The following is an 18,510-nucleotide window of genomic DNA, read 5'->3' as shown; positions in this document are numbered from 1 at the left end:
TGATGGGGCGACATGGACTATCGCTCCGGGCTCTGATTTTACTACTGCATTTGCAGCCGATGCGAACAACAATGGCTTCACTACTGCCCCAGGAACATCTGTTGCTGTAACAAATAAGACCCTGACTGTACCCGTCGCAGCGGGAAGCAGTATCTATTTCGCTTGGAACTATTCAGTAGCTACAGGTGCCACGACAACTAATGCACAAGCATTGGCGGTCGATGACATAACCATAACGGCTAATGCTGGAGTTGCTCCAGTTAACGCCGCGCCTACCGTAACCACTACCACACCGCCTTCCAGTGTAGGTACGACTACTGCAACCATTGCTGGCAACATTACCAGCCTCGGAGTACCTACTGCCAGCAGCTCTTATGGCTTCCTATACAGCACCTCGGCAACCACCGCAGCGGCACTTGTACTTGGCGGAACGGGCGTTGCTGCAAATGAAGTCGGTACCACGGGTGCTACGACTGGCGCCTACAGTGCTAACCTCACCAGTCTGACTGCTAACACTATCTATTACTACCGCGCCTACGCGACCAACTCGACCGGTACCGGCTATGGCTCGGTTGAGTCGTTCACTACGCTCTCGGCTTCTGATAACACGCCTCCAGTCTTTGCCGCCGGCTCGCCTTCGGCTTCGGTCATCACCTCGACCGGCTTTACGCTTTCCTCGACCATCAATGAAACCGGCATTACGTACTTTGTCGTGCTGGCGAGTGGTGCTACGGCTCCAACGGCGGCGGAAGTAAAAGCCGGTACCGCTTCGGGCGGAGGGGCCCTGGCCGCTAACCTGAAAGGCAGTATCACCAACACTGCGGCCAACACGGCTGCCACCGCTGCTATCAGCGGCCTGACCGGCTCCACCACCTACGACGTGTACGTGGTAGCCGAGGACGGTATCCCGAACCTCCAGACCGCACCGGTCAAGGTGACAGTAACTACCCTTGCCCCGGCCCCAGTTGCCTCGGGCTTCACGCCCGCCAACGGTCCGGTCGGTACGGTCATCACCATCTCGGGCACCAACCTGAGCACCATCACCGGCGTCACGGTGGGCGGCACGGCCGCTACCAACGTATCGGCTTCGGCCACCACGGTTACGGCCACGGTGGCAGCCGGTACGGTGACCGGTGCCGTGGTGCTTTCCGATGGTACCACGACCTACCCGGTTCCCGGCGGCAACTTCACGGTGACTACGGCTCCGGTCGTAAGCACCACGGCCGCTACCCTGGTTACACCCACTACGGCCCGGACCGGCGGCAACGTGACGGCTGATGGCGGCGCTACGATTACGGGCCGTGGGGTCGTATACGGCACCAGCCCCAACCCCCGCCTTGGAGGCACGGGCGTACTAAGCCAGACCGCTACGGGTACCACCGGCTCCTTTACCAGCAACCTGTCCGGCCTGACGCCCAGCACGACCTACTTCGTGGCGGCCTATGCCACCAACAGCGTAGGCACTACCTACGGCGACGACCAGACCTTCATGACCCTGGCGCCGACCATCACGGCCGCGCCCACGGCCCTGTCCGGCTTCTCGACCTCGGCCGGCACGGCTTCGGGCGAGCAGACCTACGTACTGACGGGCAACGGCGTAACCGACCCCATCCTGGTGACGGCACCTGCCGGCTTTGAAGTGTCGCTCACGACGGGCACGGGCTTCGGCAGCAGCGTAAGCGCACCTGCCGCCGGCGGCACGGTGTACGTCCGCATTGCGGCCTCGGCAACGGCCGGCAGCCCCAGTGGTACCATCACCAACGTAGCCGGCGCGGCCTCGGCCGATGTAACGGTGAGCGGAACGGTATTCCCGACGGGCAGCAGCGCCTGTATCAGCGAGTCGTTCAGCAGCATCGGGTCAAGCTCCTCTACCGCCATTGCGCCTCCCGGCTGGACGTTCACGGGCGTGACCAGCTACCAGACCTCTAGCTCCAGCGGAGCCGCTCTCCCGGCCGTGAGGTTCGACAACACCAACGACCAGGTTATAACGCCCACGGTAACCAATCCCGTGCAGCTGAGCTTTTTCATCCTGGGCAACAGTACCGATGCTGTTTCGAGCTTCCTGGTGGAAGGCTTTGACGGCACGACCGGCACATACAAGACCATTGCCACCATTGTGCCGGTGCCCACGGCCCGGGCCAACGGCAACTACACGTTCAGCAGCGCAACGGGAGCAAACTTCTCTGACTTCACCAACTTCCGCTTCACCTACACCAAGAGTGCCGGCAACCTTTCGTTTGACGACGTAACGGTTATCTGCGCCCCGATTACCGGCCCGGAAATCAACCTCCAGCAGAACAGCGTGAACATTGCCAGCGGTACGGGCACCTATGCCTTTGCTACGACCAACGTCGGCAATACAACTACCGCCACGTTCACCATTCAGAACCTGGGCAGCCAGGACGTGACGCTGGGCACTGTTGCCTTCGACGCCGTTACGCCCGGCGACGCGTCGCAGTTCAGCATCACCCAGCCGGCCTCGACGACCATTGCCCCAGGCACCAGCGTCACCTTCACCGTGAGCTTCTCGCCGACCACGGCCGGCAACAAGACCACGACAATCTCGATTCCCAACAACGACAGCAACGAGAACCCATACACCTTTACCCTGACCGGCACGGCCGATCCGGTGGCTACGGCCGCGGTGTTCTACACCAAGGCAACCGGCGACCTGAATTTGCTCAGCACCTACGGCGACAATCCGGATGGCAGCGGCAACAGCCCGGTTGACTTCACCAGCGCCGGCAAGACCTACATCGTGACCGGCACCGGTCGTACGCTCAGCGGCAACCTGACCGTTTCGGGAACCAACTCCAAGCTGGTGCTGGATGCCAACGCCCAGCTCATCATCCCGACCGGCTTCAGCTACACCGGAACCCTCGATCTGGGAGCCGGCAGCACGCTCACCGTGCTGAACACGGCTGCTACGCCCGCCTACACGCTGGGCACGGTAGACATCACCAGCACGGTAGACTTCGCGCAGGCCGGCACCTTCGTCGTGCCCGGCATCGGCGTAACCGGCTACGGGAACCTGAAGCTGACCAACGGCACCAAGACCCTGGCGTCGGGCACTATTGTCGTACGGGGCAACTTCACGGTTGACAACGTGTCGGGCTTCAGCGGCGCCGGCTCGCCCTTCTCGACCCTGAACCTGGGTGGCAACTTCACCGAGCTGGGTACGGTAACCTACGGCCTTACCGCCAACGGCTTTACCCTGGTGCTGACCAACACGACCACGCCCCAGACGCTGACCGGCAATGGTAACCCCATCAACCTGTTCCGTCTGACCACCAACACCGGAACGGCCACGGCAGCTACGGCAGTGGTGCTCTCCACCACGGGCGGCAGCACGAACCTCACGCTGGGCAATGCCAGCGCCGGTGGCCTGGTGCTCGGCAACTTCACGACCCTGGCCCTGAACTCGAACACCCTGACCATCATCGGCGGCGGTAACGTAGGGTCCTCGACGCTGAACGGCACTATCATCAATGCGGCCGACGGCACCGTGGTCATCAACAAGACTGACAACGGCTCGGCCGGCACGCTGCGGGTAACCGGCACACTGGGCACGCTCACGCTGGATACGTTTGAAGATACGGACGAGCTGGCCCTGGGTACCGCCCTGGTCGTAAACAACCTGAACCTGACCCAGGGTATCCTGGCCCTGACCGGCCGGGTGCTTACGCTCAACGGCACGGTGGTAAACGGCACGGGTCAGCTCCGCGGCTCCAGCGTGAGTGGCCTGGCTTTGACGGGTACGGGCAGCATTCCCACCCTCAACTTCGTGAACTCAGCTGCTGCTACTTCGCTCGCAACGCTGGTACTGAACCGGGACGTGAACACCTTGGTAGCCCTGGCAAATACGCTGACGGTTGCCGACGTGACGCTCACCCGCGGCTCGCTGATCTTTACGCCGGCGACGCGCCTGGTGGTGACCGGGACGCTTACCGGCGGCAATGTTAACAGCTTCGTAAACGCGCTGACGCTGCCAACCCCGGCCAGCACCACCGCCGCTACGCTCAACTTCCCGCTGGGCAGCGCGCTGGGCTTCTACCGTCCGCTCACCTTCGCCCTGACCCAGTCGAGCGCCACGGCCGCTACCGGCTACACTGCCCGCATCGTGGAGCAGTCGGCCCGCGCCCGGGGAGCAAATGCCCCGCTGACCCGGGTTTCGGCTATCCGCTACTTCACGGTGGGTAAGGAAACCGGGGGTGCTACCTTCACCGACGGCATCGTCACGCTGACCTTCGGGGAGGAAGATGAAGTCAACGAGCAGGCAACCCTCCGCCTGGCTACCTCGACCGGCAGCTCGGCTGCTTTCACGGACCTGGGTGCGCCTACCATCAACGGCACCTTCCCGGCTACCGGGTTTGCCACGGGTACCATTGGGGCACCTACCACCACGCTGGGCGACTTTGCCCTGGCTAGTACCTCGGCTGTTGCCGGTGTAAACCCGCTGCCGGTGTCGCTCATCAGCTTCACAGCCCGCTTGGAGAAAACCGGCGTGCGGGTCCGCTGGGCTACCGCTTCGGAAAAAAACAACGCCCGCTTCGAGGTGCAGCGCAGCCAGGACGGCCGCGAGTTCCAGACCATTGCCACCGAGCAGGGACAGGGAACGACCAGCGCCGCCCACACCTATACCACCCTCGACCGGGAGCCCCTGGCCGGCACCAGCTACTACCGCCTGCGCCAGGTTGACTTCGACGGGAAGGCTTCGCTTTCCGACATCGTAGCTGTGCAGAACACTACCGGTGAAGTGGTGCTGTATCCGAACCCCACGGCCGACAAGCTGACCTTCCAGACCTCGGCTACCTCGACGGTTCGCTACCGGGTGCTCAGCAGCCTGGGCCGGGTACTGCTGCAGGGCCAGACCGACGGCGGCAGCGCTACGCTCGATGTGAGCAAGCTGCCCGCCGGAATCTACCACCTGGAGCTGACCTCCGGGGGAGGTCGGGTGGTGCGCAAGTTCAGCAAGACGAACTAGGCATTCACTCAGGTGAAATTTTCCGAAAGCCCTTCTCCACCTGGAGAAGGGCTTTCTTTTTCGGGTCCGGCCGATAGGAAAAGGCTTTTCGGGAATCGGGGCCAGCAACACATCCGCTTCCGGGGCCATGAGGGATGCTAATCTCAAAAAGTGAGGTACAGCTCAAGTACTCCTGGTGCTGCACACCTGCCCCGCAGACCTGGAGGTAGAGTCGCTTGCCCCGGGTCTCTGCAGCCGGTTATTTTTTCGCTAATCCGACAAGCTGCTGAAAACCGGGAGGGTGCGCAGCCTCGTAGGTTGCGCACGAACCGCAGGAGTGCGTTGGCTTAGCAGTGCATTAAGCCAGAATAAATATAATTTTTGTAATAAAAAAAATCTGTACTGACATAAAAAGGACTATCTTTGCAGATGGGTGTCCTCTCTGCACTCAGTACTTTAAGACTTATTATGACTTCACTTCTCCACACTTTTCGTAGGCCGCTGCTGTTGGTTGTGGCCCTTATGATGCCCATGTTCGCCATGGCGCTTGCTACCGAGCCGACGGTGCAGCCAACGGTCAGCGTTTCCCCCACGAAGGGACTCACCGGCGGTACCGCGTCGTTTGTGGTTACGCTTTCGGGCGGTAACGGTACCAACAACCTGATTGTGGTGCGCCCGACTGCCAACGCGGTTAGTCTCCCGCAGGATGGTACCGGCTACTACGCCGATACCCAGTATGGCAACGGCGTCAACCTTGGGTTCACCAACAACTTTGTGGTGTCCAACGCTTCGGCCGCAACCACATCGGTTGTGGTGACCGGCCTTACCGGCAAAACGTCGTACACGGTGATGGTGTACGCCTTCAACGATGACAATACGGCCAACGGTGCCAACTACCTGACCACCGGGGCAGCTTCGGCAACTGTGGTGGCACCGTCGACCTACTACTTTAACTTCACGGATGACCGGTGGAACCGGGCGGCGGCCTGGACCCCATCACGTGCTTCCGTCGGCACCGGATCGCCGACGGATCCTTATGATATCCTCGTATTCGACGGCACCCGTCAGGCTACAACGGAAGCCGTTCCCTACATCGTTGACTACAATGCCGGTAACGGCAGCAACCACGACGAAATAGAAGGACAGCTTTTCTTTATCAACGGAATTGATATCCGCATGAACGCCCCCGCAACGGGTAACGATGCCGGCCGCATTGTCCTCGACGGCGGATACTCCGGTGCTGACTTTGTAGTAGAAAATGGCGCAACCCTGATTTACTCGGCTACGTCGAACACCAACAACCGCTACCTGGAAATCTATATATCGACCGGTGAGACGGCCAGTGTAGCCGGTAACATGAGCATGACCTCAGCAAACACCAGCGCAACGCTGACGCACCGCTTTTTTGGCGCTGATGCCGGCGCAATTCAGTTTTTGAGTGGCAGCACCTTTACGAATACGGCGATTGTGGTAGGCAACCCCTTTGGTGCGAGTGCCATCACCCAGCAGGCACCCACCAGCACGCCGGCCGCTACGGGCTCCGTCGTCTTCAACTCGGGGGCTACGTTCCAACAGAATGGCGGCGTTGACCCCTTCGGCACGGGTGCTCCGATTACCTCGTTCCTCGCGGGCAGCACCTACAACTTCGTTGGGGGCACCTTCTCGGCGCTGGGTCAGCAGTACGGCAACCTCAATATGCAGGCAGCAGTAGCCACCACCGTGGCCGGACCGGCAAACTTTATCGTACTTAACAACCTGACGATAACGCAGGGCACGGTAGCTCTGAACGTAACTGGTAATGGTCCGGAACCTGGGGTCTCCATCTCTGGCAACCTGGCCGTAAACGGGGGCTCGCTGAGCGTTAACCCTGCTGCGGAAGCCGACCTGATGTTCGTGGGCACCACGGAACAGTTTATCAGCGGCACTGCTCCGCTCACCATTGGCAGCCTGTCCTACCTGGGAATCAGAAACCCGGCCGGCGTCACGCTGCAGCGTCCGATTACGACCTTAGGCAAACTGTACTTGGTAACGGGCCGCTTTAACACCACGGCTACGAACATCCTCAGCATGCCTGCTACCAGCACCATTGTTGCGCCGGGTGGACTGACCAACGTACAGGGCAATACAAGCTTTGTAAACGGCCCCATGATCCGCACCCTGAGTGCTGCCGGTCAGGTTGCTACCAACCCCTCGAACGGCACCGGCCTGTTCTTCCCCATTGGTGCCGGCGCCTTCTACCGTCCGCTGGCGCTGACGGTTAACCAGGCTACTGCTACTGCGACCAACTATACGGCGCAGATGATCAACGGTGAGCCTACGCAGCTGACCCTGGGCGGCGAAATTCGTCACATCTCCCGCAAGCGCTACTATGACCTGAGCACGAATGGAGCCAGTTCGTTCTCGAACGGTCAGCTGACCATCTACTACGGCCTCGACGACGAGGTGGATGCTCCCTCCAAGCTGCGTATTGCCCGCAGCAACGGGTCGGCCTGGGACAACGCCGGCAACTCCAACACGTCAACTTCGAACGACGGGGTTACTTCGCTGGTCGGCAGCATTACCTCTTCCAATCCTTTCTCGGCTCTGGGCAACTTTATCCTGGCCAGCACCGAGGAAACCCGCGCTGCCGGCAACAACCCCCTGCCCGTGACGCTGACCAGCCTCACGGCTGAGGCAAAGGCGGCTGGTGTACTGGTTGCCTGGGCTACGGCTTCGGAAAAGAACAACGACCGGTACGAGGTTCAGCGCAGCCAGAACGGCCGCGAGTTCCAGACGGTTGGCACGGTAAAAGGCTCCGGTACCACGTCGGTAGCTCAGCGCTACAGCTTCGTGGATGAAACTGCTCCGGCCGGTACGCTTTACTACCGCCTGCGCCAGGTGGATGCCGACGGCACCGTTGCCTTGTCGGGTATTGCAATCGTAAAAAAGGGCGCCGTGGAAGCAACGGTTTACCCGAACCCCGCGCATGGCTTTGTAAATCTGCAGGCTGGTGCCGAGTCCGTACAATGGCGTCTGCTGAACCTGCAGGGCCGCAGCGTACAGCAGGGCACCGCTACCGGCGAAACCCGCATCGAGCTACAGTCCCTGCCGGCTGGTACCTACATGCTGGAAATCATCAGCGGCGGTCAGCGCACCGTGCAGAAGGTCGCTCATCTCAACTAGTCGTTGGGCAGCCTTCCCGCTTTACAAAAAGCCCCACCTCAACAGGTGGGGCTTTTTTGTGCGTGTACTTCAGGTCTTGACAGTGCCGGGCATCCGGCGCTATACCTATAACCGGAAGACCAGCTGCTCGCTGCAAGCCTAAAAGCAAAGCCCCTTCCACCGGACTGGTGCAAGGGGCTTTTGAACCTGTAAGGTAGGAGGGACGCTACACCGAGAAACTCTCGCCGCAGCCGCACTCGCGGGAGGCGTTGGGGTTATTGAACTGAAAGCCTTTGCCATTCAGCCCATCCGAGAAGTCAAGCTCGGTACCGGCCAGGTACAGGAAGCTTTTCATGTCGACCACCACCCGGACGCCCTTGTCTTCGAACTCCTGGTCCATGGGGCGCACCTCGTTATCGAAGTCGAGCTTGTAGGACAGGCCCGAGCAGCCGCCGCCAGCCACCGAGGCCCGCAGTCGGTAGGTCGAGTCAAGCTCCGCATCGCGCATGAGCTTCTCGACTTTTTCTTTGGCTTTATCAGAAACGGTAATCATGATTTTGGGGTCTTAGGGGCTTAAGATGTTGGGATCTTGGTTTTTTTATTGTGGTATCAGAACAAAAAACCAAGATCCTAAGATCCTAAGACCCCAACAACTAAGAAGAGGGATTCAACACCACGCTGAACACGGTCAGGGTGTTCAGGTCGCGGCCGAAGTAAAGCTTATCCAGGGCTTCGTAGGCATTGTGGGCCCGGAAGTAGGAGGTCTGCAGCTCTTTGTCGCCCCGAGCCCGCCACTGAATCGTGTAGGAGCTTTCGGTGTCGCGGGAGTGCTTCACGTAGGCCAGCATCTTGCGCAGGGCGTCGAGCTTGTCGTAGCCCAGCTCGTAGCGGAACAAAAAGCTTTGGTGGTGCCGGGGGTTGACGGTAATCAGGTCGAGGCGGGTTTGCCCATCCACCTGCCGGAACTCGAACAGCAGGTTGCCCGCCGCCAGCCCCAGATGCTTTTCGATCTGCTGCTGAATGCGCGCACTCTCAACGTGTACGTCAGGGGAGACTTCCATCCTTTAGAGGAGCTAGGAGTTAGAAGGCAGGAGTCAGGAGAAAGACGTCAGCAGATACTGAACATTCCGGCTCCTAACTACTGGCTTCTGTCTCCTCAATTAATGGTGGGCCTTTTCGGCTTCCAGGGCCGGCAGACCGTTCTTGACGCGGTAGTCACTGATGGCAGACTTGATAGCGTCTTCGGCCAGCACCGAGCAGTGGATTTTCACGGGCGGCAACGCCAGCTCTTCCACAATCTCCATGTTGTCGATGCTCAGGGCCTCGTCGATGGTTTTGCCTTTCAGCCACTCGGTAGCGAGGGAGGAGGAGGCAATGGCCGAGCCGCAGCCGAACGTCTTGAACTTGGCGTCGGTGATGGTGTTCGTGGTTTCGTCTACCTCGATCTGCAGGCGCATCACGTCGCCGCACTCGGGGGCGCCTACCAGGCCCGTACCTACGTTCTTTTTGCTTTTATCCAGCGTGCCCACGTTGCGGGGGTTGCTGTAATGGTCGATTACCTTATCGGAGTAAGCCATGGCTTTTGTTAGTTGTCAGTTGTTGGTTGTCAGTTGTTAGTTATTGAATGTCAGTAGATAGTATGATCTAACAACTGACAGCTAATAACGAGCAACGAAATTCTAGTGTTCAGCCCACTCGATCTTGTCGAGGTCGATGCCCTCCTTGAACATCTCCCACAGGGGCGACATTTCGCGGAGTTTGGTTACGGCTTCTTTTACGTGGCCGATGGCGAAGTCGATTTGCTCATCGGTGGTAAAGCGGCTCAGGCCGAAGCGCAGGGAAGAGTGCGCCAGGTCGTCGCTCAGGCCCAGGGCCTTGAGCACGTACGAGGGCTCCAGCGAAGCCGACGTACAGGCCGATCCCGACGATACCGCCAAGTCCTTCACACCCATCATCAGGCCTTCGCCTTCCACGTACTTAAAGGAGATGTTGGTGACGTGGGGCAGGCGGTGCTCGCGCGAGCCGTTCACGTAGCTTTCCTCCAGCGTCAGCAGCTCGCGCTCGAGACGGTCCCGCATGGCGGAGATACGCTGGGTGTCGGCTTCCATGTCGAGGCGGCAGACCTCACAGGCCTTGCCCAGGCCCACAATGCCGGGGACGTTGAGCGTGCCGGAGCGCATGCCGCGCTCGTGCCCGCCGCCGTCCATCTGGGCGGTTACCTTTACCCGGGGGTTTTTGCGGCGCACGTACAGCGCGCCCACGCCCTTCGGGCCGTACATCTTGTGGGCCGAGAAGGCCATCAGGTCGATGCCGTCGGCAATGACGTCCACGGGAATCTTGCCCACGGCCTGGGTGGCATCGGTCATGAACAGTGCGCCGTGCTTGTGGGCAATGGCGGCAATTTCGCGGATGGGCTGAATGGTGCCCGTCTCGTTGTTGCCGTACATGATGGTTACCAGAATCGTCTGGGGCGTCATGGCCGCTTCCAGCTCTTCCAGGCTGATCAGGCCCTGCTCGTTGACGGGCAGGTACGTAACCCGGCCGCCGAGCTTCTCAATATGCTTGCAGGTATCGAGCACGGCTTTGTGCTCGGTGGTCGCGGTGATGATGTGGTTGCCGCGCTGGGAGTACATTTCGTACACGCCCTTAATGCCCAGGTTATCGGACTCGGTTGCACCCGAGGTGAAGATGATTTCCTTGGGGTCGCACTTGATAAGCTGAGCAATCTGCTCACGGGCGTAATCGACGGCCTCTTCCGCTGCCCAGCCGAACGGGTGGTTGCGGGAAGCAGCGTTGCCGAATACCTCCGTCAGGTAAGGCATCATAGCCTCCAGCACCCGGGGGTCGAGCGGGGTAGTGGCGTTGTTGTCGAGGTAGATAGGTAGCTTGAGCATGGCTCGGAGTCAGTAAGTCAGCGGAGAATCATTCTCTGGTAGAACAGCAAAACCAGATAACTGGTTTTACTTTGCCGCCACAAAAGTAGACATATTCCAAACAAGCTAGGTAATTCCGGCACCCTCACTTTATGCTGACCAACCTCGAACACCTGGGCCTCGCCGTAGCGGACCTGACCGCCGCCACTGAGCTGTACACCCTGCTGCTCGGCCAGCCGCCCTACAAGCAGGAGCACGTGGCCAGTGAGGGCGTGGATACCGTGTTTTTTCAGGTGGGCGGCTCCAAGATCGAGCTGCTGGCCGGCACTACTCCGGAAAGCGCCATCACGAAGTTTCTCGCCAAGAAAGGGGAAGGCATCCACCACATGGCCTTCGAAGTCGACGACATCCGGGCCGAGATGGCGCGGCTGCGGGAGCAGGGCTTTGTGCTGCTCAACGAGGAGCCCAAGCGCGGAGCCGACAATAAGCTCGTCTGTTTCGTACACCCCAAAAGCGCCGCCGGCGTGCTCGTCGAGCTCTGCCAAGAGATTCGGTAAATGAGGCGCTTTCTGGAATGGATTTATGATGCCTTTGAAGACGTAAATAGCCGGGCTTCTTATGAAACGAAAGCCAGTATATTCGGCATGGTCGTGTTGGTGGTGGGGGTATTGTTCATGCTCTTTATAGTGTGGCTGAGTGCTAAAATCCCGTGGTTGAAAAACCTATAGAGTAAGGCCAGGAAAAGCTTGAATTCAAATTTGCATTATGAACCGTTTCCAACAGGAAGTTGACGCTGCCGTGGATGCCCTGCTGCTTCAGCAGGTGATTCTGTACCCGACCGACACGGTGTGGGGCCTGGGCTGCGACGCCGAGGTGCCCCGGGCCGTGGAGCAGCTGTACAAGCTGAAAAAACGTCCGCCGGAAAAAGGCTGCATCGTGCTGGTGGCCGACGAAACCATGTTTGCCCGCTACGCCGAGCAGGTGCCGGCTAACCTGACCGAGCTGCTGGCCACCCAGCAGAAACCTACTACCTACGTCGTGAGCGGCAGCCGCCACCTGGCGCCCGCGCTCCTGGCGCCCGACGGCACCATCGGCCTGCGGGTGGTCCGGGACGACGAGTTTACTTATAAGGTAGTGCGGCGGCTGGGGCACGGACTGGTGTCAACCTCGGCTAACATCAGCGGGGAGCCCACGCCCGGCATCTTTGCCGAAGTTAGTCCGGCCATCATCAGGGCAGTGGACTACGTGGTGGAGTGGCGGCAGCAGGAAACCACGCCCGCGGCCCCGTCCCGGGTGGTACGGGTGCTGGCCGACGGCGGCCTGGAAGTGCTGCGCGACTAAACTGCCCCAGGCTGTTAGCGGTTGGCGTTGGTCGGTTAACGTCTTCTAGAGAGGAGTTAAAGCCTTGCGTAGCTATTCGCCGACAGCCATCAGCGAATAGCTACCGCAGGGCTTACCTTTGCGGTCTGTTTTGCCAAGCCTGATTTGCATGAAAGTACCCCAGCTGCCCGAAAACCCCATCTTCCGCACCATTGCCGAAGCCGCCGGCGAGCTGAAGTTTCCGGCCTACGTCATCGGGGGCTACGTGCGCGACCTGGCTTTGGAGCGCCCCAGCAAGGACATCGACGTGGTATGCGTGGGCGACGGTATTCAGCTGGCCCAGCTGGTGGGGCGCAAGCTGCCGGGCAAGCCCCGGGTCACGGTATTCAAGAACTTTGGAACGGCCATGCTGCCCACCCCGGAGGTGGAGCTGGAGTTTGTGGGCGCCCGCAAGGAAAGCTACCGAAGCGAGTCGCGGAAGCCGGAGGTGGCCGCCGGCACCTTGGAAGAAGACCTGGCCCGGCGCGACTTCACTATCAACGCTCTGGGTATCAGTCTGAATCCCGCTGATTTCGGCGCGCTCGTAGACCGTTACGACGGAATGGGCGACCTGCAGCGCAAAACCATCCGCACGCCGCTCGACCCGGACATCACCTTTTCCGACGATCCGCTGCGCATGATGCGGGCCGTGCGCTTTGCCACCCAGCTTAACTTCGACATCGAGCCCGACACCTTCGACGCCATTGCCCGCAACAAGGACCGCATTAAGATCGTGTCGCAGGAGCGGATAACCGACGAGCTGAACAAGATCATTAAAGCGGCCAAGCCCAGCTACGGCTTCAAGCTGCTGTTTCAGACCGGCCTGCTGCAGCTGATCTTCCCGAAGATGGCGTTGCTGCACGGCGTGGAAAAGGTGGGCACCCACGCGCACAAAGACAACTTCTACCATACCCTGCAGGTGCTCGACAACGTGGTAGCGGCCGGCGGGGACCTGTGGCTGCGCTGGGCCGCCATCCTGCACGACATTGCCAAGCCCGCCACGAAGCGCTACGACCCGCGGGTGGGCTGGACGTTTCATGGCCACGAAGACAAGGGCGCGCGCTGGGTGCCGCAGATCTTCACCGACCTGAAGCTGCCCCTGGGCGAGGAGATGCGCATGGTGCAGAAGCTGGTGCGCCTGCACCTGCGGCCTATTGCGCTGGTCAAGGAAGTGGTAACCGACTCGGCCGTGCGCCGGCTCTTGTTCGAGGCCGGCGACGACATCGACCGGCTGATGCTCTTGTGCCGGGCCGACATCACCAGCAAGGACCACAACCGGGTGCAGCGCTACCTGCGTAACTTCGAGGTAGTAGAGCAGAAGCTCCGGGAAGTAGAGGAGAAAGACCACCTGCGCAACTTCAAGCCCGTCATCACGGGCGAAATCATCATGGAAACCTTCGGGCTGAAGCCGTCCCGGCAGGTGGGGGAGCTGAAGGAAGCCGTACTGGAAGCTATTCTCGATGGGAAGATCCGAAACGAGTTGGAGGAAGCCTTTGCCTTCCTGTTGCAGCAGGGAAAGGCAAAAGGGCTTCCTCCGGGTCACCTTTACACTCACCAGTAAAAAGGCACTCTGTTCTCTTCTCGCAGCTATAGATGCCGGCCTCAACCTGAGCGTTGCCTGGCCGGCACTTTATTTTGTTATTTGTTGATTGGTGGTAGGTGATTGATTAAGCTCACTGGTCATAAACAATCAACTGCCAACCTTCACCAATCAGCTTATTCCTTGTTATTTATTTGGCGCACCCGGGACGAGCCCGACAGCTCGCGACGGATGCTGCTGGGGTTGCCGGCGTAGTCAACCTGGCTGGAGCCGCTGAGGTCGGCCTGCAGGTGCTCGTTTACCCGCACCCGGGCCTGGCTGAAGCCGCTCAGCTCCACGTTAGCCCGCTGGGCCTGCATACCGAGGGCATTCACCTTGACGGCCCCGCTGCCATCTACCTGCAGGTTGGCCGTGCGGCCCCGCAGGTCGGCGCGGCTGGCTCCGCTCAGCTCCACCTGGAGGGTGGGCACATTTACACTCAGGGAAGCCACGCAGGCACCCGACTCACTGACCTTCAGGGCGTCGCCGTTGAAGCCCGACACGTTGCCCTTGCAGGCTCCGCTCAGGTCCAGGGCCCGCAGCGTGGGCATCTGCACCGAAATAAGGACGGGCTCGTCGTCCGAGGGGCTCATGGAAAGGAAGCCCTTTTTTTCGGGATAGATTTCCAGCTGGTCACCGTCAGTTTTCACGCGCAGGTGGCGCAGGCTTTCTTCTTCGCCCGCGGCTGTCACCTTAAAGTCGCTGCCCTGGCTTACCACCACCCGGTAAGCTCCGCTGGCCTCGACCCGGCTAAAGCTGCGCACCGAATAGGTGCGGCGGCCCGAGCCATACTCGTTGGGGTTGGTAGAAAAGTCGGCTTTGCCCATGTCGATGTGCAGATTGATGTTGCCGTCGCTGTCGCCGTCTTCATCCACATCAATGTTTACGTTGTAGTCATCCTCATCCGAATCATCCGAGGTGTCGTCACGCAGATCATCGGCCGAGCAGTCGAGGCAGGCCAGCTGATTGCCCTGCAGGCGGAAAAGGTGCTTTTCCACGTTGTCAGGAATCCGGTTGTTCACGTAATCCTCACTTCCGATCCAGTCGGCGAAGTCCTCGCTCAGGCGAAAGCTTTTGTCGCGGGGCAGGCGCACGGTCAGCTCCAGGGACTGGTCGCGGTAGCGGGCCCCGGGCCGGAAGGCAAAGTGGTTGTCAAATACCAAGGTGGAGTCGTTGGACTGGCGGATGTTGTAGCTGATGCTCGAGGCCGCCGTTGCGGTGGCATCCGCTTCGGTAGCACCTTTAGCCGTTACGGTGCGGGTCACGCTCAGGCCGCGGCTGCTGTCGGCCGCTACCAGCGTTACGTCCACCCACTCGTCGCTGCCGCGGTCCACGCTCTTGCGGTCGAGGAAGAGAACCGGGGCCGTCAGACCGTTGAATGCCTGGGTCTGCACGTTCATGCCTTCTTCCTGAAACCGCTGGCTTACCTGGGCTACGGCCGTGATGGTGCCCACCACGCCCAGCAGCCAGAGCCCCAGCATGGAGGCGCTAACCGTCCGGTTAACCAGCGACCGGCGGAACAGCAAACCCAGGCCGATCAGCAGGAGGGAGGCGGCGGGAATGGCGCTGGCGAGGTAGCCAGCCAGCACGCCCCACTTGGGCATGTCGTTGAGCAGCACGTGAGCGGGCACATCGCCGAGCACAATGTGGTTGGTTTCGGGAATCAGATTCAACCCCACGGCCAGGGCCAGGGTCAGGCTGACCAGGATACCGAAGCCGATGATGGTCAGCATGATGCCGGCAAACCAGCGGATGACGGAGCCAGCGAAGTTGACCAGCGGGCGCAGGTTGCGGAACAGCTCCTCCAGAAACGTGCCCACGGGGCGGTTGCCGGTCGTTTCAGTGTCGTAGGCGTTGTTGCGCAGGTTGTTGTCGATGCCCGAAAGCGTGACGGCGTCGCCGCGCATCCGCATCCGGTCCGACACCGTCTTGGCCTCGGGGACCAGAATCCAGAGCAGGATGTACGCCAGCACGGTGAAGCCGCCGGCAAACAAGCCGGCCAGGAACAGAATGCGGATCAGGGTCACGTCGGTTTTCAGGTAGGCGGCTAGGCCGGCTGATACCCCCCCTACTTTGCCGTTGTCGGTGTCGCGGAACAGCTTCTTGAAGCTGGGGTCCGTCTGCGACTCGGCGACGGTGTCGTAGCGCTTGGGCAGCGCAATCCAGAGCACGATGTAAATGATAAACGTGATGGCCGTAATCCGCTCGGCGAAGTCTTCGAGGACGGTGTTGTCGAATATTATCTGTGGAAGGATCACTAGGCCCAGGAACAGAACCCGGATCCAGAGCGGCTCGATGCCGAAGTAGCGGGCCAGGCCGGCGCTGACGCCTGCCACCTTCCGGTTGGCCATGTCGCGGAACAAGCGGCGCGGGCCTGCTTCGGCTTCCGGAGCGGCGGCACCGGTGCTGGTATAGCTGCCGGCGGCGGTACCGGCGGCCACGGCGCCCTCCAGGGTCTGCTCGTCGTCCTCAGCCTCGTCGGCCGACTGGAAGTCGCTTACCCGGCCCATCTTGGCGACCATCTCCTGCACGTCGGCCAGGCTGATAACCTGCTTGGTGGCGGAGGTGCGGGCGGCAAACAGCTCGGCAATGCGGCCCTCGATGTCGGCTACGATTTCCTCGTGGCCCCGGTAGCCGGAAAAATGCGCTTTCACTTCGGCCAGGTAGCGACTAAGCACGTCGTAACCATCCTCTTCGATGTGGAAGATGAGGCCTTGAAGGTTGATGCTGATGTTCTTTTTCATCTCAGTTCGGTGCTGCAATTCTGAAAACTCGGTGAGAAAAGGGCCGCTACTGGGCGCTGGCACCGCTAAGGTGCGGTTTCTGGCGAATGATGCGGATCGAGTCCTGCACTTCTTCCCAGGTCAGGCGCAGCTGGTGCAGAAACTCCTGGCCGCCTGAGGTGAGGGTGTAGTACTTGCGGGGTGGCCCCGACGTGGACTCCTTCCACGTGTAATCGAGCAGGCCGGCGTTTTTTAAGCGGGTCAGAAGCGGGTAGAGGGTGCCCTCAACCACAATCATGCGGGCGGCAGTCAGCTCCTCGAGCATGTCCGAGGCATACACTTCGCCGCGGGCAATTATCTCCAGGATGCAGAACTCTAAAATGCCCTTCCGCATCTGCACTTGGGTGTTTTCAACTTTCATGTCAGGCAGGAATCGGTGGAAGAATGAAACAAAGATAATGGAAGGTACTATGCGACGCAAGGTACCTGTTGAAAATAATTTCGAGAAACCCCGTTTTCAGCCTGAAAAGGCGGTTTTTGCTTTGAAAATATTTTCGGATTGCTATACCTGGCCGGCTGTGTGGGGTGGAACCCGGCCTCGGTCCCCGGAAATAAAGGCCCGGGCGGACCCTTGCGGAAGCTGATTAGGGGCCGAACTTTGCGGAGCCGGAATTCGGTTGGACTTTTGATCTGTCCGGTAGCACTATTAAGAAGTAACTTGCGTTTAACCGGGACTTCCCCTTTTGGCCCCATATCCACCTCTATGCCGCACGCTACTCGCCTTGCTGCCGTTCTCTTCCTGACTGCCGCCGCTGGGACGGTTCAGGCCCAATCTGCATCGGAGCCCACCGCCACGCCCAAGTACAGCAACGAGTTCCTGAATATCGGGGTAGGGGGCCGCGCGCTGGCCATGGGCAACACCCAGGTCAGTATCGTGGATGATGCCACCGCCGGCTACTGGAACCCGGCCGGTCTGCTGGGCCTCAAGCACAAATACGACGCGGTGCTGATGCACTCGGAACTGTTTTCGGGCATCGTCAAAAACGACTACGGCTCGTTTGCCATGCCCCTCGACGACAAGAGCGCCATCGGCGTGAGCATAATTCGCCTGGGCGTGGACGACATTGCCGACACCCGCGACCTGGTGAATGAGTACGGCTACATTCAGTATGACCGGATCCGCTACTTCAACGTGGCCGATTATGCCCTGCTGCTCTCGTACGCCCGCAAGCTGGGCAACATCGAAGGCCTGAGGCTGGGGGCCAACGGCAAGATTATCTACCGCAACGTGGGCGAGTTTGCCAATGCCTGGGGCTTCGGCATCGACGCGGGCGTGCAGTACGAGCGCAACGGCTGGCGCCTGGGGCTGATGGCCCGCGACATTACGACCACCTTCAACGCCTGGTCTATCAACGCCGAAAAGTTTACCGGCACGGGTACCAGCACCGACCCGGTGCCCACCAACAGCACCGAAGTAACCCTGCCCCGTCTGATTTTCGGCGGCAGCCGTTCGTTCCAGCTGCCGGCCCAGTTCTCGGCTCTGGTGGCGACGGACCTGGAAATGACCACCGACGGGCGGCGCAACACGCCCATTTCCACGGGCCTCATCAGCATCGACCCCCACGCCGGGGTAGAGTTTGGCTACAAGAGCCTGGTGTTTCTGCGCGGCGGGGTCAGCAACTTTCAGAAAATAAAGCCCCTGGGCCGCGGCGAAGAATGGACAGTGCAGCCCAGCCTCGGCGTAGGCGTGGCCACCAACGGCCTGCGGATTGATATGGCGCTGTCGCGGCTTTCAGTAGAAAAGCTGGGGCAACGCTCCCAGACCAACTCCATTATCGTGTCGCTCGGCTACGCCTTTAAATAAGCGTTGCC

Annotated in this window: 12 protein-coding genes; 6 read left to right on the top strand and 6 right to left on the bottom strand. The window is 60.3% G+C overall.

The features are described from left to right. Positions 1 to 211: 211 nt before the first annotated feature. Both LJY25_RS09425 and LJY25_RS09420 read left to right on the top strand, forming a co-directional pair. Positions 212 to 4,984: a beta strand repeat-containing protein gene (locus LJY25_RS09425; protein WP_227608070.1), complete on the top strand. Its 4,773-nt coding sequence runs from the start codon at positions 212 to 214 to the stop codon at positions 4,982 to 4,984. Positions 4,985 to 5,431: 447 nt separating this feature from the next. Continuing rightward, positions 5,432 to 8,125: a T9SS type A sorting domain-containing protein gene (locus LJY25_RS09420; RefSeq protein ID WP_227608069.1), complete on the top strand. Its 2,694-nt coding sequence runs from the start codon at positions 5,432 to 5,434 to the stop codon at positions 8,123 to 8,125. 205 nt (positions 8,126 to 8,330) lie between these two features. Here the strand turns inward: LJY25_RS09420 and LJY25_RS09415 are convergent, their stop codons facing one another. From LJY25_RS09415 to LJY25_RS09400, 4 genes are all read right to left on the bottom strand, one after another. After that, entirely contained in the window at positions 8,331 to 8,657 is a 327-nt protein-coding gene (locus LJY25_RS09415) for a HesB/IscA family protein (protein ID WP_227608068.1), read from the bottom strand. Positions 8,658 to 8,757: 100 nt separating this feature from the next. Beyond that, a complete protein-coding gene (locus tag LJY25_RS09410; RefSeq protein ID WP_227608067.1) occupies positions 8,758 to 9,165 on the bottom strand; it encodes an ATP-grasp domain-containing protein in 408 nt (135 codons plus the stop codon). A gap of 99 nt (positions 9,166 to 9,264) precedes the next feature. After that, positions 9,265 to 9,681: a Fe-S cluster assembly scaffold IscU gene (iscU, locus tag LJY25_RS09405; RefSeq protein ID WP_227608066.1), complete on the bottom strand. Its 417-nt coding sequence runs from the start codon at positions 9,679 to 9,681 to the stop codon at positions 9,265 to 9,267. 102 nt (positions 9,682 to 9,783) lie between these two features. Then, complete coding sequence (locus LJY25_RS09400; RefSeq protein ID WP_227608065.1) at positions 9,784 to 10,998, bottom strand: IscS subfamily cysteine desulfurase; 1,215 nt, start codon at positions 10,996 to 10,998, stop codon at positions 9,784 to 9,786. Positions 10,999 to 11,129: 131 nt separating this feature from the next. Between LJY25_RS09400 and mce the strand changes: the two genes are divergently transcribed. The 3 genes from mce to LJY25_RS09385 all read left to right on the top strand — a co-directional run bounded on the left by mce (position 11,130) and on the right by LJY25_RS09385 (position 13,897). Next, complete coding sequence (gene mce, locus LJY25_RS09395) at positions 11,130 to 11,534, top strand: methylmalonyl-CoA epimerase (protein WP_227608064.1); 405 nt, start codon at positions 11,130 to 11,132, stop codon at positions 11,532 to 11,534. A 208-nt stretch (positions 11,535 to 11,742) separates the two neighbouring features. After that, the gene (locus LJY25_RS09390) at positions 11,743 to 12,318 is read left to right on the top strand and encodes an L-threonylcarbamoyladenylate synthase (protein ID WP_227608063.1); all 576 of its coding nucleotides are present in this window, start codon (positions 11,743 to 11,745) and stop codon (positions 12,316 to 12,318) included. Between the two features lie 148 nt (positions 12,319 to 12,466). Beyond that, the gene (locus LJY25_RS09385; RefSeq protein WP_227608062.1) at positions 12,467 to 13,897 is read left to right on the top strand and encodes a CCA tRNA nucleotidyltransferase; all 1,431 of its coding nucleotides are present in this window, start codon (positions 12,467 to 12,469) and stop codon (positions 13,895 to 13,897) included. A gap of 155 nt (positions 13,898 to 14,052) precedes the next feature. Here LJY25_RS09385 and LJY25_RS09380 read toward each other — a convergent pair whose 3' ends face one another. Both LJY25_RS09380 and LJY25_RS09375 read right to left on the bottom strand, forming a co-directional pair. Next, positions 14,053 to 16,659 carry a GIN domain-containing protein gene (locus LJY25_RS09380; protein WP_227608061.1) on the bottom strand — a complete coding sequence of 869 codons (2,607 nt, stop codon included), beginning with the start codon at positions 16,657 to 16,659 and terminating at the stop codon, positions 14,053 to 14,055. A 46-nt stretch (positions 16,660 to 16,705) separates the two neighbouring features. Continuing rightward, positions 16,706 to 17,059 (bottom strand): PadR family transcriptional regulator, encoded by a 354-nt coding sequence (locus tag LJY25_RS09375; RefSeq protein WP_227608060.1) that lies wholly within the window; start codon positions 17,057 to 17,059, stop codon positions 16,706 to 16,708. Positions 17,060 to 17,401: 342 nt separating this feature from the next. On the opposite strand from LJY25_RS09375, the gene LJY25_RS09370 reads away from it, so the two are divergent. Further along, positions 17,402 to 18,502: a putative type IX sorting system protein PorV2 gene (locus tag LJY25_RS09370; RefSeq protein ID WP_227608059.1), complete on the top strand. Its 1,101-nt coding sequence runs from the start codon at positions 17,402 to 17,404 to the stop codon at positions 18,500 to 18,502. The last annotated feature ends 8 nt before the right edge of the window (positions 18,503 to 18,510 follow it).

The sequence above is a fragment of the Hymenobacter translucens genome, from assembly GCF_020685205.1.
Classification (GTDB): Bacteria; Bacteroidota; Bacteroidia; order Cytophagales; family Hymenobacteraceae; genus Hymenobacter; species Hymenobacter translucens.
The sequence above is the reverse complement of the archived record's forward strand: the minus strand, read 5'-3'. Positions and strand labels throughout refer to the sequence as shown.

What these genes read in the sequence shown, in the direction of transcription:
- LJY25_RS09420 (WP_227608069.1), top strand. Translation starts at nt 5,432, where the DNA reads ATGACTTCACTTCTCCACACTTTTCGTAGGCCGCTGCTGTTGGTTGTG.
- LJY25_RS09415 (WP_227608068.1), bottom strand. Translation starts at nt 8,657, where the DNA reads ATGATTACCGTTTCTGATAAAGCCAAAGAAAAAGTCGAGAAGCTCATG.
- LJY25_RS09410 (WP_227608067.1), bottom strand. Translation starts at nt 9,165, where the DNA reads ATGGAAGTCTCCCCTGACGTACACGTTGAGAGTGCGCGCATTCAGCAG.
- iscU (WP_227608066.1), bottom strand. Translation starts at nt 9,681, where the DNA reads ATGGCTTACTCCGATAAGGTAATCGACCATTACAGCAACCCCCGCAAC.
- LJY25_RS09400 (WP_227608065.1), bottom strand. Translation starts at nt 10,998, where the DNA reads ATGCTCAAGCTACCTATCTACCTCGACAACAACGCCACTACCCCGCTC.
- mce (WP_227608064.1), top strand. Translation starts at nt 11,130, where the DNA reads ATGCTGACCAACCTCGAACACCTGGGCCTCGCCGTAGCGGACCTGACC.
- LJY25_RS09390 (WP_227608063.1), top strand. Translation starts at nt 11,743, where the DNA reads ATGAACCGTTTCCAACAGGAAGTTGACGCTGCCGTGGATGCCCTGCTG.
- LJY25_RS09385 (WP_227608062.1), top strand. Translation starts at nt 12,467, where the DNA reads ATGAAAGTACCCCAGCTGCCCGAAAACCCCATCTTCCGCACCATTGCC.
- LJY25_RS09380 (WP_227608061.1), bottom strand. Translation starts at nt 16,659, where the DNA reads ATGAAAAAGAACATCAGCATCAACCTTCAAGGCCTCATCTTCCACATC.
- LJY25_RS09375 (WP_227608060.1), bottom strand. Translation starts at nt 17,059, where the DNA reads ATGAAAGTTGAAAACACCCAAGTGCAGATGCGGAAGGGCATTTTAGAG.
- LJY25_RS09370 (WP_227608059.1), top strand. Translation starts at nt 17,402, where the DNA reads ATGCCGCACGCTACTCGCCTTGCTGCCGTTCTCTTCCTGACTGCCGCC.